Annotated in this window: 20 protein-coding genes; 13 read left to right on the top strand and 7 right to left on the bottom strand. The window is 69.8% G+C overall.

Features of this window, described 5'->3' with window-relative positions; genetic code table 11:
- Positions 1 to 38: 38 nt before the first annotated feature.
- Positions 39 to 692 (top strand): ribulose-phosphate 3-epimerase, encoded by a 654-nt coding sequence (gene rpe / locus ON41_RS17910; RefSeq protein ID WP_040748882.1) that lies wholly within the window; start codon positions 39 to 41, stop codon positions 690 to 692.
- Positions 693 to 789: 97 nt separating this feature from the next.
- Here rpe and ON41_RS17905 read toward each other — a convergent pair whose 3' ends face one another.
- Positions 790 to 1,260, bottom strand: coding sequence for a hypothetical protein (locus ON41_RS17905; RefSeq protein ID WP_040748755.1), 471 nt, complete (start codon positions 1,258 to 1,260; stop codon positions 790 to 792).
- A gap of 437 nt (positions 1,261 to 1,697) precedes the next feature.
- On the opposite strand from ON41_RS17905, the gene ON41_RS17900 reads away from it, so the two are divergent.
- The 4 genes from ON41_RS17900 to ON41_RS17885 all read left to right on the top strand — a co-directional run bounded on the left by ON41_RS17900 (position 1,698) and on the right by ON41_RS17885 (position 4,642).
- Positions 1,698 to 2,306, top strand: a complete 609-nt coding sequence (locus tag ON41_RS17900; RefSeq protein WP_040748754.1) for a riboflavin synthase — start codon at positions 1,698 to 1,700, stop codon at positions 2,304 to 2,306.
- 76 nt (positions 2,307 to 2,382) lie between these two features.
- Complete coding sequence (locus ON41_RS17895) at positions 2,383 to 3,633, top strand: bifunctional 3,4-dihydroxy-2-butanone-4-phosphate synthase/GTP cyclohydrolase II (protein WP_040748753.1); 1,251 nt, start codon at positions 2,383 to 2,385, stop codon at positions 3,631 to 3,633.
- 23 nt (positions 3,634 to 3,656) lie between these two features.
- Positions 3,657 to 4,136 carry a 6,7-dimethyl-8-ribityllumazine synthase gene (gene ribH, locus ON41_RS17890; RefSeq protein ID WP_040748752.1) on the top strand — a complete coding sequence of 160 codons (480 nt, stop codon included), beginning with the start codon at positions 3,657 to 3,659 and terminating at the stop codon, positions 4,134 to 4,136.
- Positions 4,136 to 4,642 carry a PH domain-containing protein gene (locus tag ON41_RS17885; RefSeq protein ID WP_083905429.1) on the top strand — a complete coding sequence of 169 codons (507 nt, stop codon included), beginning with the start codon at positions 4,136 to 4,138 and terminating at the stop codon, positions 4,640 to 4,642. The genes ribH and ON41_RS17885 overlap by 1 nt, the downstream gene beginning before the upstream one ends.
- A 66-nt stretch (positions 4,643 to 4,708) precedes the next feature.
- On the opposite strand, the gene ggt is transcribed toward ON41_RS17885, so the two are convergent.
- Entirely contained in the window at positions 4,709 to 6,643 is a 1,935-nt protein-coding gene (gene ggt / locus ON41_RS17880; RefSeq protein ID WP_040748751.1) for a gamma-glutamyltransferase, read from the bottom strand.
- A 226-nt stretch (positions 6,644 to 6,869) separates the two neighbouring features.
- Between ggt and ON41_RS17875 the strand changes: the two genes are divergently transcribed.
- Positions 6,870 to 8,348 (top strand): amino acid permease, encoded by a 1,479-nt coding sequence (locus ON41_RS17875; RefSeq protein WP_040748750.1) that lies wholly within the window; start codon positions 6,870 to 6,872, stop codon positions 8,346 to 8,348.
- Between the two features lie 9 nt (positions 8,349 to 8,357).
- Here ON41_RS17875 and ON41_RS17870 read toward each other — a convergent pair whose 3' ends face one another.
- Complete coding sequence (locus ON41_RS17870; protein WP_040748749.1) at positions 8,358 to 9,161, bottom strand: ABC transporter ATP-binding protein; 804 nt, start codon at positions 9,159 to 9,161, stop codon at positions 8,358 to 8,360.
- A gap of 75 nt (positions 9,162 to 9,236) precedes the next feature.
- On the opposite strand from ON41_RS17870, the gene ON41_RS17865 reads away from it, so the two are divergent.
- Positions 9,237 to 9,923 carry an HAD family hydrolase gene (locus ON41_RS17865; protein WP_040748748.1) on the top strand — a complete coding sequence of 229 codons (687 nt, stop codon included), beginning with the start codon at positions 9,237 to 9,239 and terminating at the stop codon, positions 9,921 to 9,923.
- Between the two features lie 9 nt (positions 9,924 to 9,932).
- On the opposite strand, the gene ON41_RS17860 is transcribed toward ON41_RS17865, so the two are convergent.
- The gene (locus tag ON41_RS17860) at positions 9,933 to 11,597 is read right to left on the bottom strand and encodes an FAD-binding dehydrogenase (protein ID WP_040748880.1); all 1,665 of its coding nucleotides are present in this window, start codon (positions 11,595 to 11,597) and stop codon (positions 9,933 to 9,935) included.
- Positions 11,598 to 11,695: 98 nt separating this feature from the next.
- Between ON41_RS17860 and ON41_RS17855 the strand changes: the two genes are divergently transcribed.
- From ON41_RS17855 to ON41_RS17845, 3 genes are all read left to right on the top strand, one after another.
- The gene (locus ON41_RS17855) at positions 11,696 to 12,916 is read left to right on the top strand and encodes a winged helix-turn-helix domain-containing protein (RefSeq protein WP_040748747.1); all 1,221 of its coding nucleotides are present in this window, start codon (positions 11,696 to 11,698) and stop codon (positions 12,914 to 12,916) included.
- Positions 12,917 to 13,040: 124 nt separating this feature from the next.
- Positions 13,041 to 14,936 carry a CocE/NonD family hydrolase gene (locus ON41_RS17850; RefSeq protein WP_040748879.1) on the top strand — a complete coding sequence of 632 codons (1,896 nt, stop codon included), beginning with the start codon at positions 13,041 to 13,043 and terminating at the stop codon, positions 14,934 to 14,936.
- A gap of 118 nt (positions 14,937 to 15,054) precedes the next feature.
- On the top strand, positions 15,055 to 15,501 hold the full coding sequence (locus ON41_RS17845; protein WP_040748746.1) for a hypothetical protein: 447 nt from the start codon (positions 15,055 to 15,057) through the stop codon (positions 15,499 to 15,501).
- A 7-nt stretch (positions 15,502 to 15,508) separates the two neighbouring features.
- On the opposite strand, the gene ON41_RS17840 is transcribed toward ON41_RS17845, so the two are convergent.
- Positions 15,509 to 16,519 (bottom strand): bile acid:sodium symporter family protein, encoded by a 1,011-nt coding sequence (locus tag ON41_RS17840; RefSeq protein WP_040748745.1) that lies wholly within the window; start codon positions 16,517 to 16,519, stop codon positions 15,509 to 15,511.
- A 70-nt stretch (positions 16,520 to 16,589) separates the two neighbouring features.
- On the opposite strand from ON41_RS17840, the gene ON41_RS17835 reads away from it, so the two are divergent.
- Positions 16,590 to 17,447 carry a LysR family transcriptional regulator gene (locus tag ON41_RS17835; RefSeq protein WP_040748744.1) on the top strand — a complete coding sequence of 286 codons (858 nt, stop codon included), beginning with the start codon at positions 16,590 to 16,592 and terminating at the stop codon, positions 17,445 to 17,447.
- Positions 17,448 to 17,478: 31 nt separating this feature from the next.
- On the opposite strand, the gene ON41_RS17830 is transcribed toward ON41_RS17835, so the two are convergent.
- A complete protein-coding gene (locus ON41_RS17830; RefSeq protein WP_063709899.1) occupies positions 17,479 to 18,921 on the bottom strand; it encodes an MFS transporter in 1,443 nt (480 codons plus the stop codon).
- 135 nt (positions 18,922 to 19,056) lie between these two features.
- On the opposite strand from ON41_RS17830, the gene ON41_RS41630 reads away from it, so the two are divergent.
- Positions 19,057 to 19,362, top strand: coding sequence for an STAS domain-containing protein (locus tag ON41_RS41630; RefSeq protein ID WP_157185517.1), 306 nt, complete (start codon positions 19,057 to 19,059; stop codon positions 19,360 to 19,362).
- A 3-nt stretch (positions 19,363 to 19,365) separates the two neighbouring features.
- On the opposite strand, the gene ON41_RS17820 is transcribed toward ON41_RS41630, so the two are convergent.
- On the bottom strand, positions 19,366 to 20,313 hold the full coding sequence (locus ON41_RS17820; RefSeq protein WP_040748743.1) for an RNA polymerase subunit sigma-70: 948 nt from the start codon (positions 20,311 to 20,313) through the stop codon (positions 19,366 to 19,368).
- A 59-nt stretch (positions 20,314 to 20,372) separates the two neighbouring features.
- Between ON41_RS17820 and uvrC the strand changes: the two genes are divergently transcribed.
- Complete coding sequence (uvrC, locus tag ON41_RS17815) at positions 20,373 to 22,424, top strand: excinuclease ABC subunit UvrC (protein WP_040748742.1); 2,052 nt, start codon at positions 20,373 to 20,375, stop codon at positions 22,422 to 22,424.
- Positions 22,425 to 22,578: the final 154 nt, after the last annotated feature.

Here is a 22,578-nt window from a genome sequence, read left to right as displayed (position 1 = left end):
TGGCCACCTCGAACCAGCCCTTCCACCGGCCGTCGCCGATGATCGCACCCTCCATCCTGTCCGCGGATTTCGCGCATCTGGCGGAGGAGGCGCGGGCCGTCGCGAGCGCGGACTGGTTGCACGTCGACGTCATGGACAACCACTTCGTGCCGAACCTGACCCTCGGCCTGCCGGTGGTGCAGAGCCTGCTGAAGACCACCGACATCCCGGTGGACTGCCACCTGATGATCGAGGATCCGGGCCGCTGGGCGCCGCCGTACGCGGAGGCGGGCGCCTACAACGTCACCTTCCACGCCGAGGCCACCGACGATCCGGTCGCCGTGGCCCGCGACATCCGGGCGGCCGGCGCCAAGGCCGGGCTGTCGGTGAAGCCGAACACCCCTATCGAGCCCTACCTGGAGATCCTGCGCCACTTCGACACCCTGCTGGTGATGAGCGTCGAGCCCGGTTTCGGCGGGCAGTCCTTCATCTCGCACGTGCTGGACAAGGCGCGCACCGTGCGGCGGCTGGTCGACTCCGGCGAGCTGCGCCTGGTCGTCGAGATCGATGGCGGCATCAACATGGACACCATCGAGCAGGCCGCCGAGGCGGGTATCGACTGCTTCGTCGCGGGTTCGGCGGTCTACGGCACCGAGGATCCGGGCGCTACTGTCGAGAAGCTTCGCCAGAAGGTGATCGAGGTCGAGAGCTAGGTCCCGGCCAAAAGCGTGCCGGGATCCCGGGAGGAAGTCCTCGCGCGCGGGGGAAGTCCTCGCACTCGTGTTTCCGGCACGCTTTTGGCCGGAAACCTCAGCGCGCCACTACTTTTCGCCTGTGCACCGCCCGCGTGGCATCGATGACGGCCTCCAGCGGGGGAACCGCGTCGGCGGTTTCCGGCGCCTGCACCCAGGTCCGATATCCGGTGCGCTCGTCGTCCGCCGACGGCAGGACCACGTGACTGCCGGTGCAGGCGACGGTGGCGTAGAGCCGGAACAGATCGGCGGAGACCGACGTGGTGAGGCAGCCCGGATGCGCGGGGCCGGTGATGAAGGTCCACCGCCGCGCGCGGGGGTGGTGGACGACCGGACCGTCGATATCGTCGCGCGCCAGCTGTGATTGGACGCGCTCGCCGAGATCCGCCGGCATGGTGATGGCGCCGTAGCGCTTGCCGATTTCGAGCAGGATGTGACGTGAGCTGGGATCTATCGAAGCCGGCAGATGAAATTCGCACCGGTACTGGACGCAACGAATTTCGAGTGTCGAATCGAGAAGCGTGGTCACGCCGCACCCCCATCTGTGGTGTCGTTGTCCATGCCTGTCGCAAGTTGAACACCGGGGATCAACTGCATAACAATATTGCTTCCGATTTCGTTGGAACGCAAGCTCCCGGTGTAAGTGCGTCGCCGACTGGGTACCAATCCGAGTTGGGTAGGTGACAAGCCTGAAATATCGGGCGACGCGCCGCGAAAATTATTCGGCTCGCCGGAATTCGCGGAATTACAGGAACGTATTTCCGAATTCGCCCGTCTTTTCGGTCGGACCGTTCGTCGATGTCCGAATTTTCCGGACGGAAGTCTTCGTACCGCCGCGGGAGACGGCCGGGTGCCGCCTACGACCGGCCGTCGTTACGCTGGGGGCGCGGCAGCGCGCCCGCGGGAATAGCCCCGGCGGTCCGGGCTGTTGGCGCAAGCGGGTACCGGGCGACAGGAGTACAGGGCATGTTCACAGGCATCGTCGAGGAACTGGGCGAGATCGTCGGGGCCGAGCGGCTCGCCGACTCGGCCCGGCTGACCATTCGCGGCAAGCTGGTGACCTCCGATGCCGGCCACGGCGATTCGATCGCGGTGAACGGGGTCTGCCTGACCGTCGTGGACATCATCGATGGCGATTCGTTCACCACCGATGTCATGGGGGAGACGCTCTCCCGATCCAGCCTCGACGGCCTCGGCGTGGGATCGCGGGTCAACTTGGAACGCGCCGCCGCCGTCGACAGCCGCCTGGGCGGTCACATCGTGCAGGGCCATGTCGACGGCACCGGCGCCATCCTGTCGCGCGACCCGCAGACCGACTGGGAGGTCGTGCGCATCTCGCTGCCCGGCGAACTGGCCCGGTACGTCGTGCACAAGGGCTCGATCACCGTCGACGGCATCTCCCTCACGGTGTCGTCGCTCGGCGGGGACGCCGCCACCGGCGACTGGTTCGAGGTATCCCTCATCCCCACCACTCGCGAACTCACCACCCTCGGCACCGCACCGGTGGGCGCCACCGTCAACCTCGAGGTCGACATCATCGCCAAGTACGTGGAACGGCTGCAGCAGCGCGGTTAGGTGACTGCCGCAACAGACCGGCGGCAATGCAACGCAGTATTGTTAGTGACACCTAACGAGATGGAGCGCAGCACACGTGACCAGGTTCGACACCATCGAGCGCGCAGTCGCCGACATCGCCGCCGGTAAGGCGGTCGTTGTCATCGACGACGAGGGCCGCGAGAACGAGGGCGACCTCATCTTCGCCGCGGAGAAGGCCACCCCCGAGCTGGTCGCCTTCATGATCCGCTACACCTCCGGCTACATCTGTGTGCCGCTGACCGGTGACGACTGCGACCGGCTGGGCCTGCCGCCGATGTACGCGGTCAACCAGGACAAGCACGGCACCGCCTACACCGTCTCCGTCGACGCCCGCGAGGGCGTCAGCACCGGCATCTCCGCCTCCGACCGCGCCACCACCATGCGCATGCTCGCCGACCGGTTCGCCAAGCCCGAGGACTTCACCCGGCCCGGGCACGTGGTCCCGTTGCGCGCCAAGGAAGGCGGCGTGCTGCGCCGCCCCGGGCACACCGAGGCCGCGGTGGATCTGTCCCGCATGGCCGGGCTGGCCCCGGCGGGCGTGATCTGCGAGATCGTCAGCCAGAAGAACGAGGGCGATATGGCCCGCACCGAGGAGCTCCGGGTCTTCGCCGACGAACACGAACTGGCGCTGATCTCCATCGCCGACATGATCGCCTGGCGGCGCAAGCACGAGAAGCAGGTCGAGCGGATCGCCGAGGCGCGCATCCCGACCCGCTTCGGCGAGTTCCGGGCCGTCGGCTACAAGAGCATCTACGACGAGGTCGAGCACGTCGCGCTGGTCCGCGGCGATCTGGCCGTCGACGACGGCCAGGACGTCCTGGTCCGCGTGCACTCGGAATGCCTGACCGGCGACGTGTTCGGCTCGCTGCGCTGCGACTGCGGCCCGCAGCTGGAGGCGGCCATGGAGATGGTGGCGGCCGAGGGCCGGGGCGTGGTGCTCTACATGCGCGGGCACGAGGGCCGCGGCATCGGGCTGATGCACAAGCTGCAGGCCTACCAGCTACAGGACAACGGGCATGACACCGTCGACGCCAATATCGAACTCGGCCTGCCCGCCGACGCCCGCGACTACGGCACCGGCGCGCAGATCCTGGTCGACCTGGGCATCACGTCGATGCGGCTGCTGACCAACAACCCGGCCAAGCGGGTGGGTCTGGACGGCTACGGGCTGAGCATCACCGAGCGGGTGCCGATGCCGGTGCGCGCCACCGCCGAGAATCTCCACTACCTGCGGACCAAGCGGGACCGCATGGGGCACGATCTGGTCGGTCTGGACGATCTGGATCTGGGCGAGACCGCCCAGTAGCACAGGAAGGCGGAACCTTTCGCATGAGCGGCACCGGCGTACCGGAGTTCGCGCTCGAGGATGCCAAGACCCTCCGGGTCGGCATCGTCGCCTCGCGGTGGCACACCAAGATCTGCGACACGCTGGTCGCGAACGCCGAGCGGGTCGCGCGGGCGAGCGGGGTCGAGGAGATCACCGTGGTGCGCTGCGCGGGCGCGATGGAACTACCGGTGGTGGCCCAGGCGCTGGCCCGCAACCACGATGCCGTTGTCGCCCTCGGTGTCGTGATCCGCGGGGAGACACCGCATTTCGAGTACGTCTGCGATGCCGTGACCGCCGGGTTGACCCGGGTCTCGCTGGACGAGAGCACGCCGGTCACCAACGGCGTACTGACCGTGAACACCGAGCACCAGGCCCTCGACCGCGCCGGCCTGCCCGATTCGGCGGAGGACAAGGGTGAGCAGGCCTGCGCCGCGGCACTGGACGCGGCGCTGACCCTGCGGGCTCTGCGCCAGACCGTCTGATGCCGGTCGTCCGTATCTGGAAGCGCGGTCCGCAGCCCCCCGAGGCCGGATCCGAAGGGGGACAGTGGGATCTGGAGGTGCGGCCGCGGCGTGCGGCGCGGACCTCGCGGATCGTCGCGGCCGTGATCGCGATCCTGTTCACCGTCGCCGGTATCGCGTCGTCGCACAGCGCCACGGGCGTGAATTTCCGCGGCGCCGACCAGGTGGCGATCATCGTGTTCGGATGGCTGATCGCGGGTGCGGTCCTGCTCCTCACCCGCCCCCGCGTCCGGGTGGGCCCGCACGGCGTCTCGGTCCGGAACATCCTGGGCGACACCGACTTCGCCTGGAAGGACATCCGCGGCGTCTCGATCCCCGACAAGAAGTCCTGGGCCCGCCTGGAACTCGTCGGCGACGAATACGTCCCCATGATGGCCATCCGCGTCAACGACAAGGCCTACGCCGCCGACGCCATGGATCGCTTCCGCGAGCTCGGGGCGAAATACACTGCCGACCAAGGGAAGTAGGTTCTCTCTTTCCCGGCCGAAAGCGTGCCGGGAAAGAGGGAAGGTGATCTACGGGGGAGAGTCGTTCTACTTGACGTCGCCCATTACCGCACCCTCGCGGCGCGGGTCCGCACCGCCGATCCAGCCGTCGCCTTCGCGTCGCAGCGCCGACAGGCCGCTGGTCTGCGGGTCCACCGAGACCTGGTGGCCCATCGAACGGAGTTTCTGGACGAGGGGGTCGTGGTCGCCCTTGTCGGTGGCGTTGATCGCCGGATGCTCGCCGCCGACGCCGGTGACCGGGGTGTTGGCCGCGCCGAAGGCGACACCGGAGACCGCCTGCTGCGGGTCGAGCTTCCAATCCAGCATGCCGACCAGGGTTTTCACGACGAACTGGATGATCACCGAACCGCCGGGCGAGCCAGTCACGTAAGAGAGCTGCCCGCGCGAGCCGTCGGCGCCGCGATCGAACACCAGGGTCGGGCTCATCGAGCTGCGGGGGCGCTTACCCGGCTGCAGCCGGTTCGCCATCGGCGTCCCGTCGGCCGCGGTCGGGGTGGCGTTGAAATCGGTGAGCTGGTTGTTGAGCACGAACCCGTCGACGACGTGGAACGATCCGAAGGCCGATTCCACCGTGGTGGTGAGCGCCGCGGCATTGCCGTACTTGTCCACCACCGAGACGTGGCTGGTGCCGTGCTCGGGCGGCTGCGGGCCGGTGCCCAGCGGAACCGGGCCGAAGTCGCCGGGCTGCGCGGTCCCCATCGCGTGGTCCGGCTTGATCAGCGCCGCACGCTGTTTCAGGTAGTCCCGGTTGAGCAGCGTGTCCGGGGAATTGCCGGGCAGCGGCACGAAGTCGGAGTCGGCGACGTACTTGTCCCGATCGGCGTAGGCCAGCCGCTCGGCCTCCGAGATCAGGTGTACCGCTTGCGCATTCGGCTTACCGCCGTTCTTGTCGACGTTCTCCGGCGGCAGCGCCCCCAGATCGAAGTTCTCCAGGATGCCCAGCGTGGACGCCACGGTGATACCGCCCGACGACGGGTTGGGCATACTGCAGATCTCGTGGTCGCGGTACGGGCTGCACAGCGCGGTGCGCTTCTTGGCCTGGTAGCCGGCCAGATCGGCGAGGCTGATCTGCCCGGGAGTGCGCCCGCCCGAGGTGGTGGCCGTCGCGTCGACGATGTCCTGGGCGACGGCGCCGGTGTAGAACGCGGCGGGACCGTCGGTGGCGATGGCGCCGAGCGTCTTCGCCATGGCCGGGTTGGTGAGCGTGGTCCCGGCCGGCTTGGGGGCGCCGTCGGGCTGCAGGAAATACGCCTTCGCGTTCTCGTCGCGCGCGAGATCCGTTGCGGATTCCTTGATCTGGCCCGCGAGCCGGGGACTGATCGCGAATCCCCGGTCGGCCAGATCGATGGCCGGGGTGAACAGGTCGCGCCAGGGCTGCTTGCCGTGTTCGTTGTGCGCCATCTCGAGCAGCCGCAGCGCACCGGGCACGCCGATGGACCGGCCGCTGGCGCGCGTATTCGGCTGCGGCGTCGACTGATCGGTATCGCTGACCCAGCGCAGATAGTTCTCGGTGGCGGAGGCGGGGGCCACCTCGCGGCCGTCGTAGGAATCGACGGTCTTCTTCTGCGCGTCGTAGTACATCAGGAACGAACCGCCCCCGATGCCCGACGCCTGCGGTTCCACCAGGCCCAGCACCATCTGGGCCGCCACCAGTGCGTCGGCCGCGGTGCCGCCGTCGGCCAGCACGCGGCAAGCCGCTTGCGTCGCAATGGGATTGGCGGCGGACACGGCGTAGGTGCCGGTGCGCACGGGCGTCATATCGCTGCGGTAGCCCGAGGCGATCTCGGGGTTGGTCGCCAGGTCGGTGCCGGCGGCGGTGGGGCCGGCCGTGATGGCGGTGCCGTTGGTGGTGTCGGCGCACGATTGTGTCGTGCTGTCGGATCCGGACGAGCAGCCGGTGATCACCCCGGCGGTGAGCAGTGCGGCGGTGGCCCCTGCCCAGATGTGTCGCGAGCGCGTCATGGTCGGACTGTAACTCTGGTTTCAGAGCTGGGAAGGGGGTTTCGAGACCTGCCCGCGAAGGAAGCCCCGGGCGTACTCTCGGCTACTTCCATCGGGGCAGGTGAGACGGCGATTACCGGTCGATTCGGGCACCTCGCAACGACGTGGGCGCGGTCGATTCGGGGTTCGGCTATCGACCAGGTAACGTCGGGGCCTCACCGACCGACTGCGAAGGATCAACCGGCAGATGACGGAAGTGCGGGGAAAAACATTCCTCGGGGCGGAAGACAGCGGCTACCACAAGAGCCTGAAACCGCGCCAACTGCAAATGATCGCCATCGGCGGCGCGATCGGCACCGGGTTGTTCCTCGGCGCCGGCGGCCGCCTCGCGAGCGCCGGACCGGGTCTGTTCCTGGTCTACGCGATCTGTGGCGTCTTCGTATTCTTCATCCTGCGGGCGCTGGGGGAGCTGGTGCTGCACCGGCCGTCCTCCGGATCGTTCGTCTCCTACGCGCGCGAGTTCTTCGGGGAGAAGGCCGCTTATGTCGCCGGATGGATGTACTTCCTGAACTGGTCCATGACCGGCATCGTGGACACCACGGCGATCGCCACCTACCTGCACTACTGGGGCCCGTTCCAGCCGATCGCGCAGTGGCTGCTGGCGCTGGTGGCCCTGGTGATCGTGCTGAGCGTCAACCTGATCTCGGTGAAGTGGTTCGGCGAGCTGGAGTTCTGGGCGGCGCTGATCAAGGTCGTCGCGCTGGTGTCGTTCCTGGGCATCGGCACCGTCTTCCTGGCCGGGCGGTTCACCATCGACGGCGCGCCGACCGGGTTCGGGATGGTCGCCGACGCCGGGAACTGGTTCCCGACCGGGGTGCTGCCGCTGGTCACCGTGACCTCGGGCGTGGTGTTCGCGTACGCGGCCGTGGAGATGGTCGGCACCGCCGCCGGTGAGACGGAGAATCCGCAGAAGATCATGCCGCGGGCGATCAACTCGGTGATCTTCCGGATCGCCGTGTTCTATGTCGGCTCGCTGGTGCTGCTGGCCCTGCTGCTGCCCTACACCGCGTACTCGGCCTCGGAGAGCCCGTTCGTCACCTTCTTCTCGAAACTCGGTGTGCCGAACGCCGGTTCGGTGATGAACTTCGTGGTTCTCACCGCGGCGTTCTCCAGCCTCAACGCCGGGCTCTATTCAACCGGGCGCATTCTGCGATCCATGTCGATGAACGGCAGCGCGCCGAAGTTCACCAGCCGCATGAACAAGCGCGGCGTGCCGTTCGGCGGCATCATGCTGACCGCGATCATCGCGCTGTGCGGTATCGGGCTCAACTACGTGGTGCCGTCGCGCGCGTTCGAGATCGTGCTCAATATCGCCTCGATGGGCATCCTGTCGTCGTGGGCGACCATCGTGCTGTGCCAGTTGCAGCTGTGGCGCCGGTGGCGGGCCGGTGCCGCCGACCGCCCGGCGTTCCGGATGTTCGGCGCGCCCTACACCGGTATCGCGACGCTGGTGTTCCTGGCGGTCGTGCTCGTGCTGATGGCCTTCGACTATCCGGTCGGCACCTGGACCGTCGCCAGCCTGGTGATCCTGATCCCGGCGCTGATCATCGGCTGGTTCGTCGTCCGCGACCGGGTGCTGGCCGTCGCGCGCGAGCGGGAGGGCTACACCGGCGAGTACCCGGTGGTCGCCAACATTCCGATCGACGGCGAGACCGACACCAAGTGAGAGCGCGGGTCACCCCGCGTGGACGGTGTGGTCGGTGCGGACCTGCCAGCGGCCGTCGGTGCGGGTCAGCCGGACCGGGTGGTCGAAGCAGGTGCTGATGTTCTCGCTGGTGAGCACCTGGTCCACCGGGCCGGAGGCCACCTGGCGGCCGTCGCGCAGCAGCATGACGTGCGTGGTGCCCGGCGGCAGCTCCTCGAGGTGATGGGTCACCAGCACCGACGACAGCTCCGGATGCGCGCGCTGCAGCCGATCGATGCGATCGATGAGCTGTTCGCGGCCGGCCATGTCCAAGCCCGTGGTGGGCTCGTCGAGCAGGAGCAGCCGCGGGTTCGGCATGAGCGCCCGGGCGATCAGGGCCCGGCCGCGCTCGCCCTGGGACATCGTGGGCCAGCGGGCATCCCGGCGATGCGCGAGCCCGAGCAGTTCGATCAGGCGGTCGGCCTCGCCGATCTCGGCGGCCGTCGGATTCCAGCGCTGCTTCAGGTCGGCGGTATTGGTCAGGCCCGTCAGCACCACCTCGTGCGCGGTGAGCGGATACGGCGGGGCGTGGCGGGGGTCGACGTGGCCGATGGCGGTGCGCAGTTCCCGCATATCCACCCGGCCGAGGCGATGGCCGAGCACCTCGACGGTGCCGCGGGTGGGATGTTCGAACGCGCCCAGCATCTTGAGCAGTGTGGTCTTCCCGGCGCCGTTGGGACCCAGCAGCGCCCAGTGCTCGCCCGCGCGGACCGTCAGCGATGCCTCGGCGAGGATCGTGGTGCCGCCGCGCACGACGTCGACGGCGGAGACCTGCAGGATGGGGGAGTCGACCATGACCCAACGGTAGCAACTCCTCAGACAAGCTGACGGGTGATCCCTGTCATGGGACGATTTGTGTACGCTGGCCGCGTGACGATCCAGGCGGCGCTGTTCGATTTCTCCGGAACCCTCTTCCGGCTCGAGGACGACGAATCCTGGGCCGCCGACCTGCGGGGGCCGGACGGGCGGCCGATGACGGCCGACGAGGCGGCCGAGGTGCTGTGGCGGCTGACCACGCCGGACCAGCGGGTCGCGGATTTCGACGAGCGCGGGCTGTACGCGTGGGAGCACCGCGACCTCAGCGCGGACCTGCACCGCGAGGCGTACATGGAGGTGCTGCGGCAGGCCGGGGTGGTGGCGCCGCAGGCCGACGAGGTCTACGCGCGCATGATCGACCCGCTGGAGTGGACGCCGTACCCCGATACCGGCACGGTGCTGAAATCCCTGGATACCCAAGGGATTCCGGTCGCCGTCGTCAGCAATATCGCCTTCGACATCCGGCCGTCGTTCGCCGCGCACGGCTGGGAGGACGACGTCGCGCTCTACGCGCTGTCCTACGAGATCGGCGCGATGAAGCCCGATCCGCGGATCTTCGAGTGGACCCTCGAGCGCCTCGGGGTCGCCCCGGAGAACGCGCTCATGGTAGGCGACAGCCGCGAGAACGACGGCGGCGCAACGGCACTCGGCTGCGCCTTCGCCTGGGTGGACCCCCAGCCGACCGCCCAGCGCCCCGACGGGCTGCGGACGGCGTTGCGCGCCCACGGCATCGACACCTGAGACCCCCGGTCAGCGGGGCGTGCGGGCCAGGGCCCGGCCGGCGGCGCGGCCGGAGAAGATGCATCCGCCGAGGAAGGTGCCCTCCAGGGCGTTGTAGCCGTGGACTCCGCCGCCGCCGAAGCCCGCTACCTCGCCCGCGGCGTAGAGGCCGGGGAACGGTGTGCCGTCGGCGCGGATCACCTGGGAGTCGAGGTCGGTCTGCAAGCCGCCCAGCGTCTTTCGGGTGAGGATGTTGAGCCGGACGGCGATGAGCGGGCCGTGGGCGGGGTCGAGGACGCGGTGCGGGGCGGCGACCCGGCCCAGCTTGTCGCCGAGTGAGCGGCGCGCGTTCGCGACGGCCATGAGCTGGGCGTCCTTACCGTACTTGTTGGTCAGCTCCTGATCGCGCGCGACGATCTGGCGTTCGAGGTCCGCGAGGTCCAGTTCCGGTCCGCGGGTGATCTTGTTCATGCCGTCGACCAGTTCGGCCAGGGTGTCGGCGACCACGAAGTCGACGCCGTGCTCCTTGAACGCCTCGACCGGGCCGGGTGCGCCCTTGGCGAGGCGGCTGCGCAGGGTCAGTTTCAGATCCTTGCCGGTGATATCCGGATTCTGCTCGGAGCCCGACAGCGCGAACTCCTTCTCGATGATCGACTGCGTCAGCACGAACCACGAGTAGTCGTAGCCGGTGTCGAGGATCGCCTTCATGGTGGCGTTGGTGTCGAAGCCCGGGAAACACGGTGCGGGCAAACGCTTCCCGTTCGCGTCGAACCACAGCGACGACGGGCCGGGGATGATGCGGATGGCGTGATCGGGCCAGACCGGATCCCAGTTGTTGATGCCCTCGGTGTAGTGCCACATGCGATCCCGGTTCACGATGCGCCCGCCGGCGGCCTCGGTGATCCCGAGCATGCGGCCGTCGACGTGGGCGGGAACTCCGGAGATCATCGTTCGCGGGCAGGGGCCCAAGCGCTCGGTGGGCCAGTTCTCGCGGATCAGGTCGTGATTGTGGCCGATGCCGCCGGAGGTGACCAGTACCGCCGGGGCGCGTAAGTCGAACTCGCCCACCACGTCCCGCGACGACGCCCGGCCGCGCTCGAGATCGGTGGGTTCCAGGACGCTGCCCCGGACGCCCGCGACGGCATCGCCCTCGACGATCAGCTCGTCCACCCGGTGCCGGAAGGCGAACTCCACCAGACCGCGCTTCTCGGCCTCCAGCACAGGCTCCAGGAACACTCGCAGCACCTCCGGCCCGGTGCCCCAGGTGAGGTGGAAGCGCGGGACCGAATTGCCGTGCCCGTCGGCGGTCGTGCCGCCGCGTTCGGCCCAGCCCACCAGGGGCGTCACCCGCAGGCCGAGATCGTGCAGGTACTGCCGCTTCTCGGTGGCCGCGAACTCGACGTAGGCGCGCGCCCACCGCCGGGCCCAGTGGTCCTCGTCGTCGCGGTCGAAGCCGGCCGAACCCTGCCAGTCCTGCCAGGCCAGCTCGAACGAATCCTTGACGCCCAGCCGCCGCTGCTCGGGCGAGTCGACGAAGAACAGCCCGCCCAGCGACCAGAACGCCTGACCGCCCAGATTGTTGCGATTCTCCTGGTCGAGCACCAGGACGCGGCGACCCGCCCGGGTCAGCTCGTAGGTGGCCACCAGGCCGGCCAGCCCGGCTCCGACGACGATGACATCCGGTGAATCGCTCATGCCTACCTCGGGGTCGTGGTGCTCGGGCGCGTTTGGATACACCAGTGTATCCGAAGGACCGGGCGATTCCTGTCGGTGCCTCATGGCATGGTGCGAAGGTGCGTACGATGACCGCCGCCGCGGCCCGCCGGACGGCGCTGGCCGCCCAGGGCTTCGCCTCCGACCGCCCCAGTACCCCGGCCGGCCGCCGCGCCGTCTTGCGCGCCCTGGAGAGAACGCAACTGCTGCAACTGGATTCGGTCTCGGCGGTGGTGCGGGCGCACTACGCGCCGATCTTCGCCCGCATCGGCCCGTACGACCGCACGGCACTGGACGAGCTGGCGTGGAGTCACCGCGCGCGGCGGCCGCGGCGGCTGGTGGAGTACTGGGCGCACGAGGCGGCCCTGATCCCCGTCGAGGACTGGCCGCTGCTGCGCTGGCGGATGGCCCGCTTCCGCAACGGGCGGTGGGGCGGCGCGGCGCGCGTGGTCGAGCGCAATCCCCGGCTGCCCAAGGATGTGCTCGAGGTGATCCGGGAGTTCGGTCCCAGTACGGCGGGCGAGGTGGAGAAGCACCTCGAGCTGGACCGGGCGCGCTCGAAGGACCACTGGGGCTGGAACTACAGCGATACCAAGGTCGTGTGCGAGCTGCTGTTCGCGACCGGCGAGCTGTCGGTGGACAAGCGCGTCGGATTCCAGCGGTACTACGACCTCACCGAGCGGGTGCTCCCGCCCGACGTCCTCGCCCGGGAGATCGAGGAGCCGGAGGCGGTGCGCGAGTTGGTGCGGCGATCGGCCACCGCGCTCGGCATCGGCACCGAGCCCGACCTGCGCGACTACTACCGGCTGCACCGCCGCCAGACCGAGCCCGCCCTCGCCGATCTGGTGGCCGCGGGCGAATTGGAACAGGTCCAGGTCACCGGCTGGGATCGGCCCGCCTACCTGCGCACCGGGACCCGAATCCCGCGCAAGGTATCGGGCGCGGCGCTGCTGTGCCCGTTCGATCCGCTCATCTTCTTCCGCCCGCGTACCGAGCGCATCTTCGATTTCCACTACCGTATCGAGATCTACACGCCGGAGCCCAAGCGGGTGCACGGCTACTACGTCTTCCCGTTCCTGCTCGACGGCGAGCTGGTCGCCCGGGTCGACCTGCGCGCCGAGCGGTCCACCGGCCGCCTGCTCGTCCCGGGCGCCTTCGCCGAATCCGGCTGGGACACCGCCCATGTCGTGACCGAGCTGGCGCGCTCGCTGCGGGAGATGGCCGACTGGCTCGAGCTGGACACCGTCGAGGTGGGGGAGCGAGGCGATCTGGCGGATTCGCTGCGGGCGCTCACCCGCTGATCCGTCCGGCATCGCGCGGGCAATCGGTGCGGCGGCCGCGGCGAACTCGATCACGCGGGCGGTCGCGCGGTGTTACCTTCTGCTGATGTCGGCGAACCGTATGCGGCGCAGTCGAATCGTCCGGATGGGCGCGGTCGTGGCGGCCGTCGTCCTGGCCGCCGCCTGCGGTGGATCCGACGGTGGCGGGAACGGCCCGGCACCGTCCCCGAGTGCGTGGCCGCCCACCGACGGCCGCGGCGACTGCGCGGTCGACAAGCAGGAGAACGTCCCCGCCGCCATGCGCGACGGCGTCGTGCTGAAGGCCGACGTCTACCGCCCGCGAACCGCCGATCCGGCGCCCGTGATCCTCATGCGCACCCAGTACGGCAAGGCCGCGGCGCAGATCCAGCCGTACCGGTACCGGACGCCGGACTGGTTCGCCTCACACTGCTATCTCGTTGTCGTGCAGGATATTCGGGGGCAGGGCGCGTCGGGCGGCACGTTCACCGAATTCGGCAACGATATGGACGACGGATACGACTCGGTGGAGTGGGCGGCCGGTCTGCCGGGGTCCAACGGCAAGGTCGGCATGTACGGGTCGTCCTATGTGGGCGCCACCCAGTGGCTGGCCGCGGTGCGCACGCCGCCGCATCTGGCGACGATCGTCCCCGCCAATACGTCCTCCGACTACTACGACGGCTGGACCTACGACGGCGGGGCGTTCCGGCTGGCCTTCGTCGAACCGTGGGCGATGGGGACGATCGGCCGGACCGCGGCGGAGAATCGCGGCGACACCGGCACGGCCAAGCAACTGCTGGCCGACGAATCCGAGTACACCCGCTGGCTGGGATATCGCCCGTACCAGCAGTTTCCACCACTGCACCCCGGTGATCCGGTCGTGGCGCCGTGGTTCTACGACTGGATCCGCCACTCCGCCCGCGACGACTACTGGACGCGGTGGAGCATCCGCGACCGATATCAGGACGTGCGGGTGCCCGTACTCGATATCGAGGGCTGGTACGACGCCTTCCTCACCGGCGGCATCGAGAATTTCACGGGGATGGTGAACCGTGGCGGCGGCGACGAGGCCCGCCGCAACCAGCGCCTGGTGATCGGGCCGTGGGACCATGTCGGCTGGGGCCGTCCGGGCAGCGGCGTCACCACGCCGAAACTGGCTGCCGCGGGACCCGCCGGGAACAGCCCGGTCAACGAGTTGATGCTGACCTGGTTCGACCGGTTCCTGAAGGGGGCGGACAACACCGTGTCCGGGCAGCCCGCGGTCGACTACTTCGTCATGGGCGCCAATCGCTGGAAGACGGCGTCGGCCTGGCCGCTGCCGAATACGCGCTGGACCACCTACTACCTGTCCGGTCCCGGCGGCCTCGGGATGACCGGCCGCACAGGCGCTCTGGCCACCGCGCCGCCGAAGGATCCGCAGCCACCGGACCGGTACTACTACGACCCCGCGAACCCGGTGCCCAGCGCGGGCGGCCACTCCTGCTGCGGCGCGTCGACCGGACCGCAGGGACCCGTCGATCAGGGCGTGGTCGAGCAGCGCACCGACGTACTGACCTACACCACCGACCCGATGCCGTCCGATACCGAGATCACCGGACCGACCGAGGTGAAACTGTGGGCGGCCTCGACCGCGCCCGACACCGACTTCACCGCGAAACTCGTGGCCGTCGCCCCGGACGGATCCACCACGAACCTCAACAACGGCATCATCCGCGCGGCGTTCCGCGACTCCCTGGAACGGCCGTCTCCCATCGTTCCCGGACAGCCGTACCAGTACACGATCAAGATCTGGCCGACCAGCTATCAGGTGCCCGCCGGATCCCGTATCCGGGTGGAGATCTCCAGCAGCGACTACCCGCAGTACGCGCCGAACCCCAATACCGGCGAACCGTTCGGGAGTAGCGCCGCGGTACAGGGCGCCACGCAGACGATCCTGCACGACGCCGACCATCCGTCCGCCGTCGTGCTGCCGATCATTCCGGCGGGTGACAGCGGCACGTCCGAATTCCCGCTCACCCGCTGACGCGCCCGGCCGCCCACCGGTACGCCGGAAGCGGAACCGGCTGCGCGACAGCGTCTCCGGGGCGCGCCGCGCCGTGACGAGGTTGCCGACCGTTCATCACACGTTTACGGTGGCGTCCATGTCGCGCATCGATATCGAGGACCTGCCCGCCGATACCGCCGCCGTGCTGCGCCGCCGCGCCGCCTATGCCGACCTGCCCGTGGAGGAGTACGTACACCACGAGCTGACGGCGCTGAGTTCCCGGCGCGTGCCGATCGACTCCGTCGTCGAATTCCTGGAAGCCGAGCGGCCGGACCATCCCGCGCCCGCGGTCGACGAGGGCGCCATGTCGCTGATCGAGACCTACCGGCTGCCCGCCGACACCTGGAGCGTGCTCGGCCGCCGCGCCGCCGCCTCGGGCATGCCGCTGGGCGACTACGTGCGCCAGGAGCTGATCTCGATGGCCCGGCGCAGCAGCCTCGACGAGTCGATGCAGGAATTCCGCGAGGCGCTGAAGCAGGACCCGAGCCTCGATATCGATCTGAGCGCGGTCGAGGAGACGCTGCGGTACGTGCGCGGAATGTGAACGGCCCCTAGCTCGCCGCCGCGGCGCCGGCCGAAACGGGTTGCGCGGCAGCGGCATCCGCCGCCCGGCCCCAGCGCCCCGCCAGCGCGGCGCAGACGAACAGCTGGATCTGGTGGAAGATCATCAGCGGCAGCACGATCAGCCCGACCGGATGCCCGGCGAACAGCACCGTCGCCATGGGCAGCCCGGTCGCCAGGCTCTTCTTCGATCCGCAGAAGATCATGACGATCCGGTCGGCCCGCTCGAATCCGAGCGCCTTGCTCGCGGCGGACGTGATGCCCAGCACGACCCCCAGCAGGGCCGCGCACACCGCGACCACGGCGAGTAATGCCCAGGGGGACAGGCCATTCCAGATGTGCTCCACCATGCCCGCGCTGAACGCGGCGTAGACCACCAGATACACCGAGCCCCGATCGGCGACGCGCGTGACCGCCGTATGCCGCAGCAGCGGCCGCAGCCACGGGCGCAGCAGCTGACCGGCCAGGAACGGCAGCAGCAGCTGCACGACGATCGCCAGGATGGCGGTCGGGGAGACGCTCGCGCCACCCGTCGTGTGCATGAGCAGCATGACCAGCAGCGGCGTGGCGAAGACGCCCGCGAGATTGGACAGCGACGCGCTCACCACCGCGCCGGCCACATTCCCGCGCGCGATCGAGGTGAACGCGATCGAGGACTGCACCGTCGAGGGCAGCAGGCACAGATACAGCACGCCGGTGTACAGCTCCTCGGTCAGCACCGAGGGCACCAGCAGCCGTAACGCGAGGCCGAGCAGCGGGAACACCAGGTACGTCACCGCGAGGACGCTCGCGTGCAGCCGCCAGTGCCGCAGCCCGGCCAGCGCCTCGCGTGGCTCCAGCCGGGCGCCGTAGAGCAGGAACAGCAGGCCGATGGCGATCTTGGTCGCCCAGTCCAGGACGTCGGCGGCGGTCCCGCGCGCCGGGAGCACGACGGCCACCAGCACGCTGGCCAGGATGCCGAGCATGAAGGCGTCGATCCGGAGCTTCGCGAGAAACGTCACCTCTGCACGGTAGATCCGGCCGACTGATCACGGAAGTCGGTGTAAACGATATTTCGGAACGCGTATCGTGATGAATATGTTCGATCCCGACCTGCTGCGCACCTTTCTCGCCGTCGAGCGCGCCGGTGGCTTCACCGCGGCGGGCCGCATCCTGGGTTTGCGGCAGTCCACGGTCAGCGGGCACATCGCCCGGCTCGAGAAGGCCGCCGGGCGCGAGCTGTTCCGCCGCGACACCCGCAATCTCGCCCTCACCGCCGACGGCGCCGCCATGGTCGGATTCGCGCGCGCCATCCTGGACGCGCAGGCGCGGGCCGAGCGCTACTTCTCGGAATCGCGCCTCACCGGCCTGATCCGCCTCGGCGCGTCCGACGACGTCATGGCGCGTGAGCTGCCGGACGTGCTGCTGGAATTCCAGCAGTCCCATCCGGGCGTCGACCTCGAACTGACTGTCGGTCTCAGCGAGAACCTGAAGACCCGGATGGCGGCAGGCGAACTGGACCTGGTGGTGGGCAAGCGGCTGCCCGGCGAGCGCCACGGCGAACTGCTGTGGCGCGACCGCCTGGTGTGGGCGGGCCGTTCCGGCGCAACGGGTTTCGACGATCCGGTCCCGCTGGTCACCTATCCGCCGCCGAGTCTCACTCGCCACGTCGCCCTGCGCGCCCTCGAACGCGAGGGCCGCACCTGCCGCATCGCCTGCACCAGCGACAGCCAGCTGGGCCTGCGCGCCGCGGTCCTGGCCGGCTTGGGGGTGATCGCCCACGCCGAAAGCCTGCTGCCCGCAGGGCTTTTCGCCGTAGACGACCCCCGCCTGCCGGAACTGGGCGAACTCGACTTCGTCCTCCTGCGCCGCCGCAGTCGCCTCTCCGGCCCCGAACGCGCCCTCTACGAGGCCATCAAGTCCAACACCCGCCGCATGCAGCCGGTGTGAACACCACCCGGCCGCTCCGAGGGATCGCTCGTCATCGCGCGTCCACCGGAACTCGGGCCGCCTCGCGTTCGGCCCGCCGCAGGACGGTGACCGCGGTGAGGGCGGCGAGGAGGCTGAAGCCCGCCGCGACGAGGGAACCGCGCCGGAAGCCCTCCGTGAGAGCCGCGGCCGGGCCCGCGGAGACGCCACGCGCGGCCGCGATCGCCACCGCCGCGACGACGGCCGTGCCCAGCGCGCCGCCGATCTCGCGCGCGGTCTCCACCATGCCGCCCGCCAGCCCGCTGACCTGCTCGGGGATACCGACGAACGCGGCGACCTGGACCGCTACCAGCGACAGCCCGACGCCCACCCCGACGCCGAGGAACCCGGGAAACAGATCCGGCCAGTACGCGGCGCCGACCGGGACGCGGGCGAGCCACAGCAGCCCGGCCGCCGCGCTGCCCTGCGCCAGCACGATCGTCCATCCGGCGCCGATCCGCGACAGCAGCGCGGGCGCGATACCGGCGGCGACGACCACCGCGGTAGCGGCGATCGCCAGGTAGGCCACGCCCGTGCGCAGCGCGGAATATCCGAGCACCTGCTGCATGAGCAGCGATGCCTGGAAGATGGTCGCGAAGAAGGCCGCGTACACCAGCGCGGCAACGAGATTCGCGGCATTGAGCGTCGGCCGGCGGAACATCGTCAGGGGCACCAGCGGCTCCGCCGCGCGGTATTCGACGGCGGCGAATACCGCCAGCAGGGCGAATCCGGCCGCCAGCAGGCCGAGTGTGATCGCGGAGCCCCAGCCGTGATCGACGCTCTTGTTGATGGCGTAGACGAGCGCGGTGAGCCCGGCGGTCACCGTGACCGCACCCGCGAGATCGAACGGGCCGCGCTCGGTCCTGCGGTCGGCGGGTACGTATCTCGCGATGAGCGCCAGCATGACCCCGACGATCGGCACGTTGATGAAGAAGATCCACTCCCACCCCGGCCCGGCGGTCAGCGCCCCGCTCACCACGACGCCGACCGAGGCCGCGCTCCCGCCGGCCGCGCCGAGCACTCCGAGCGCCTTGGTGCGCGCGGCGCCCTCGGGAAAGGTCGCGACGAGTACGGCCAGTGCGGCGGGCGCGGCCAGCGCCGCCCCGGCTCCCTGTGCGGCCCGCGACGCGACCAGCTGGGCGAATGATCCCGCCAGCCCGGCGGCGAGCGAGGCGCCCGCGAACAGCGCCAGTCCGGCCAGCAGCACTCGCCGCCGGCCGAGCAGATCCCCGGCGCGCCCGCCGAGCAGCAGCAGGCCGCCGAGCAGCAGGACGTAGGTGATGACCACCCATTGCAGATCGTTCGCCGCGAGGTCGAGATCCCGCTGAATCGACGGCAGCGCGACATTCACGATGGCGATATCGAGTGTGATGATGAACTGTGCCCCGCACATCAGCGCGAGGATCACTCCGGGTTTCAGCGCCCTCGGCTCGATTCGCCGGGACGGTGTGAACATGTCGTTGACCATGCCTGCCACAACCGCCCCGACTCCGGAAACTCGTCGCGCCACCGGGGAGACAGGCATCCCGGGGGCCGACCGGCACGACGAGTTTCGCGGTCGGCGGCGGTTGTGCAGGGTATGTGTCCCGACGTGCAGATGCCTCGCGGCGCCGCAGCATCCGGCCCGGCGACCGTAGCGCTCGGCGGGGTGGCGTGTGAGCGCGCCACCGCGGCGTGGTGCGCGCGGGTCCGGACGCTGATCGCCGACGGCCATCGGACCGTCGACTGCGATGTCCGCGACCTCGCGGGCTGCGCCGCGGCCGTGATCGAGGCGCTGGCACGTATTCACCTCGCCGCCAACCGGTCCGGCGGGCGCATCCGGATTCTCGGCGCGGACGAGGGGCTGCTGCTGGTGCTCGGCCTGGCCGGGCTTACGGACCTGCTGCCCGATCGGTAGCGGTCAGCCGAGCGTCTCGGGCAGCCCGAAGATGCGGAACAGTTCGGGTTGCAGGAAGACGTGTAGTTCGGAGATCTCGCCACCCGAGCACACCAGCACCTGGATCCCGACCGCCTCGAAACGCCCGTCGTGCTCCCGGTACACCGCCGCGGCCGGGCAGCCGTTGGCCTCGATCGGCACCAGCCGCTTGCGGCGGCAGCCGACCTCGGAGTGGGTCAGCCACTGGCGGAAGGCCTCGCGGCCGCGTAGCCAGAACGACACCGGCGGCATATCGATCACGGCGTCGTGCCGCAGCAGCGCGACGATGCCGTCGATGTCGAACCGTTCGAACGCGGCGACGTACCGCTCGAGTAGTCCGGTATCGATCGGTTCGCCGGCCTCCGGCCCCGCCGCGGCCAGCGCCGACCGTGCCCGCCGCAGCATGCTGTTGATCGCGTCGACACTGGTGTCGAGCAGTTCGGCCACCTCGGCGGCGCGCCAGCACAGCACGTCACGCAGGATGAGGACGGCGCGCTGCCGGGGCAGCAGGTACTGCAGCGCGGCGACGAAGGCAAGCCGGATCGATTCGCGGGAGACCGCCTCCTCGGACGGGTCGCCGGTGGCCGAGGCGCTCGGAAACGGTTGCACCCAGGTCGATTCCGGCAGCGCCGCCCCCAGATCACCGCGGGGGTCGGCCGCGGCGACGAGGTCCATCGGCAGCGCCCGCCGGCGTCGATCGGTGGTCGCGTCGATACAGACGTTGGTCGCGATCCGGTACATCCACGGCCGCAATCCGGCAGGGTCGGTGAGCCGATCGGCGGACCGCCACGCTCGCATCATCGTCTCCTGGACGGCGTCCTCGGCCTCGAGCGCGGAACCGAGCATCCGGTAGCAGTAGGTCAGCAGCGGACGGCGCAGTGCGGCCAGCTCCCGTGCCAGCGCGGACCGCGCCGGGGTGAGGGTCGGGTTCATAGGAGTTACGACCGCCGCGGCCGCGAAAACTCGTCGGAGCCGGTCGATAGGCTTGTCGGGTGGCAGATCCAGCGACGTACCGGCCGGCGCCGGGCACCATCCCCGTCGAACCCGGCGTGTACAAGTTCCGGGATGCGTATGGGCAGGTCATCTACGTCGGCAAGGCCAAGAGCCTGCGCAGTCGGCTGAACTCCTACTTCGCCGATATCGCCGCGCTGCACCCGCGTACCCGCCAGATGGTCACCACCGCCGCGAGCGTCGAGTGGACGGTGGTCACCACCGAGGTGGAAGCGCTTCAGCTGGAATACAACTGGATCAAGGAATTCGATCCGCGCTTCAACGTCCGCTACCGCGACGACAAGACCTATCCCATGCTCGCGGTGAGCATGAACGAGGAGTACCCCCGGGTCTTCGTCTACCGCGGCGCGCGGAAGAAGGGCGTGCGGTATTTCGGCCCCTACGCGCACGCCTGGGCCATCCGCGAGACCGTCGACCTGCTGCTGCGGGTGTTCCCGGTGCGCACCTGCTCGGCGGGGGTCTTCAAGCGGCACCGGCAGATCGGCCGCCCGTGCCTGCTCGGCTATATCGACAAGTGCTCGGCGCCGTGCATCGGCCGGGTCAGCGCCGAGGAACATCACCGGATCGCCGAGGACTTCTGCGACTTCCTGTCCGGCAAGACCGACCGGATGGTGCGCGATCTCAAACGCCAGATGCAGGCCGCGGCGGAGGATCTGGACTTCGAGGCCGCCGCCCGCCTGCGCGACGACGTGCAGGCCCTGGAGCGCGCGCTGGAGAAGCAGGCGGTGGTGCTGGGCACCGGCACCGACGCCGACGTGATCGCCTTCGCCACCGACGAACTCGAGGCGGCCGTCCAGATCTTCCACGTGCGCGACGGCCGGGTGCGCGGCCAGCGCGGCTGGGTGGTCGACAAATCCGGCGACGCTGCCGACGACATCGGCGGCGAGATGCCCGCGCTGGTCGAGCAGTTCCTCACCCAGTTCTACGGCGAGCAGGCGGCCTTCGCCGAGCACACCGACACCGATTCCCCGGCCGCCGTCGTGCCGCGCGAGGTCCTGGTCCCGGTGCTGCCCGCCGAGCCGGACCAGATCCAGGGCTGGCTGTCGGAGCTGCGCGGGTCGGGGGTGGGCCTGCGGGTGCCGCAGCGCGGCGACAAGAAGGCGCTGATGGAGACCGTGCAGCGCAATGCCACCGAGGCGCTGGCCCAGCACAAACTCAAGCGCGCGGGCGACCTGACCGCGAGATCGGCCGCGCTGCAAGGCATTCAGGACGCCCTCGATCTCGACAGCGCCCCGCTGCGCATCGAATGCGTCGACATCAGCCACGTGCAGGGCACCGATGTGGTGGCCTCCCTGGTGGTGTTCGAGGACGGCCTGGCGCGGAAATCCGAGTACCGGCACTACGCGATCAAGGAGGCCGCGGGCGAGGGCCGCTCCGACGACGTGGCCAGCATCGCCGAGGTCACCCGGAGGCGGTTCCAGCGGCTGCGCCGGGACCTCGACGCGGCCGAGGCCACCGAACTGCGGTCCGGCCCGGTCCCGGCCGACGGGGGACCGACCGCGCTCGTGGACGTGGGCGACGACGCCGAGCCGCACGTCCCGCCGGGCATCGATCCGAAGACCGGCAAGCCGCGCCGGTTCTCCTATCCGCCGAACCTGTACGTCGTCGACGGCGGCGCGCCGCAGGTGAACGCCGCCGCGGAGGTCCTCGACGACCTCGGCATCACCGATGTCGCGGTGATCGGCCTGGCCAAACGCCTGGAGGAGGTGTGGGTCCCCGGCGAGCCCGACCCGGTGATCATGCCGCGCAACAGCGAGTCGCTCTACCTGCTGCAACGCGTCCGCGACGAGGCGCACCGGTTCGCCATCACCTTCCACCGCAGCAAGCGGTCGCGGCGCATGACGGCCTCGGCGCTGGACTCCGTCCGTGGCCTCGGCGAATCCCGGCGGACCGCCCTGGTCACCCACTTCGGCTCGGTGGCCCGGCTGAAGGACGCTACGGTAGAGGAGATTACGGAGGTCCCGGGCATCGGTGTGGCCACAGCGAAGGCGGTGCTCGCCGCCCTGAACCCGGGCGAGGTGAACGGCGGATGACGGCCCCGGCCCTGGTCCCGCCCCACAACCGGCCGGTCGTGGGGCGGCCCATGGCCGACCGTGGTCGCGGCCCCACAGCCAGGTTGCAGCCGCAGCTCACGGCCCGGTGGCTCCTGGGCCGGTCCGCGGCCCGGTGGCTCCTGGCCCGGTCCCG

The organism is Nocardia transvalensis NBRC 15921 (genome assembly GCF_000308875.1).
GTDB classification, from domain to species: Bacteria; Actinomycetota; Actinomycetes; order Mycobacteriales; family Mycobacteriaceae; genus Nocardia; species Nocardia transvalensis.
Note: the sequence above shows the minus strand (reverse complement) of the source record. Positions and strands in the feature narration are given on the sequence as shown.

What these genes read in the sequence shown, in the direction of transcription:
- rpe (WP_040748882.1), top strand. Translation starts at nt 39, where the DNA reads ATGATCGCACCCTCCATCCTGTCCGCGGATTTCGCGCATCTGGCGGAG.
- ON41_RS17900 (WP_040748754.1), top strand. Translation starts at nt 1,698, where the DNA reads ATGTTCACAGGCATCGTCGAGGAACTGGGCGAGATCGTCGGGGCCGAG.
- ribH (WP_040748752.1), top strand. Translation starts at nt 3,657, where the DNA reads ATGAGCGGCACCGGCGTACCGGAGTTCGCGCTCGAGGATGCCAAGACC.
- ON41_RS17885 (WP_083905429.1), top strand. Translation starts at nt 4,136, where the DNA reads ATGCCGGTCGTCCGTATCTGGAAGCGCGGTCCGCAGCCCCCCGAGGCC.
- ggt (WP_040748751.1), bottom strand. Translation starts at nt 6,643, where the DNA reads ATGACGCGCTCGCGACACATCTGGGCAGGGGCCACCGCCGCACTGCTC.
- ON41_RS17875 (WP_040748750.1), top strand. Translation starts at nt 6,870, where the DNA reads ATGACGGAAGTGCGGGGAAAAACATTCCTCGGGGCGGAAGACAGCGGC.
- ON41_RS17870 (WP_040748749.1), bottom strand. Translation starts at nt 9,161, where the DNA reads ATGGTCGACTCCCCCATCCTGCAGGTCTCCGCCGTCGACGTCGTGCGC.
- ON41_RS17860 (WP_040748880.1), bottom strand. Translation starts at nt 11,597, where the DNA reads ATGAGCGATTCACCGGATGTCATCGTCGTCGGAGCCGGGCTGGCCGGC.
- ON41_RS17850 (WP_040748879.1), top strand. Translation starts at nt 13,041, where the DNA reads ATGGGCGCGGTCGTGGCGGCCGTCGTCCTGGCCGCCGCCTGCGGTGGA.
- ON41_RS17845 (WP_040748746.1), top strand. Translation starts at nt 15,055, where the DNA reads ATGTCGCGCATCGATATCGAGGACCTGCCCGCCGATACCGCCGCCGTG.
- ON41_RS17835 (WP_040748744.1), top strand. Translation starts at nt 16,590, where the DNA reads ATGAATATGTTCGATCCCGACCTGCTGCGCACCTTTCTCGCCGTCGAG.
- ON41_RS17830 (WP_063709899.1), bottom strand. Translation starts at nt 18,921, where the DNA reads ATGTTCACACCGTCCCGGCGAATCGAGCCGAGGGCGCTGAAACCCGGA.
- ON41_RS17820 (WP_040748743.1), bottom strand. Translation starts at nt 20,313, where the DNA reads ATGAACCCGACCCTCACCCCGGCGCGGTCCGCGCTGGCACGGGAGCTG.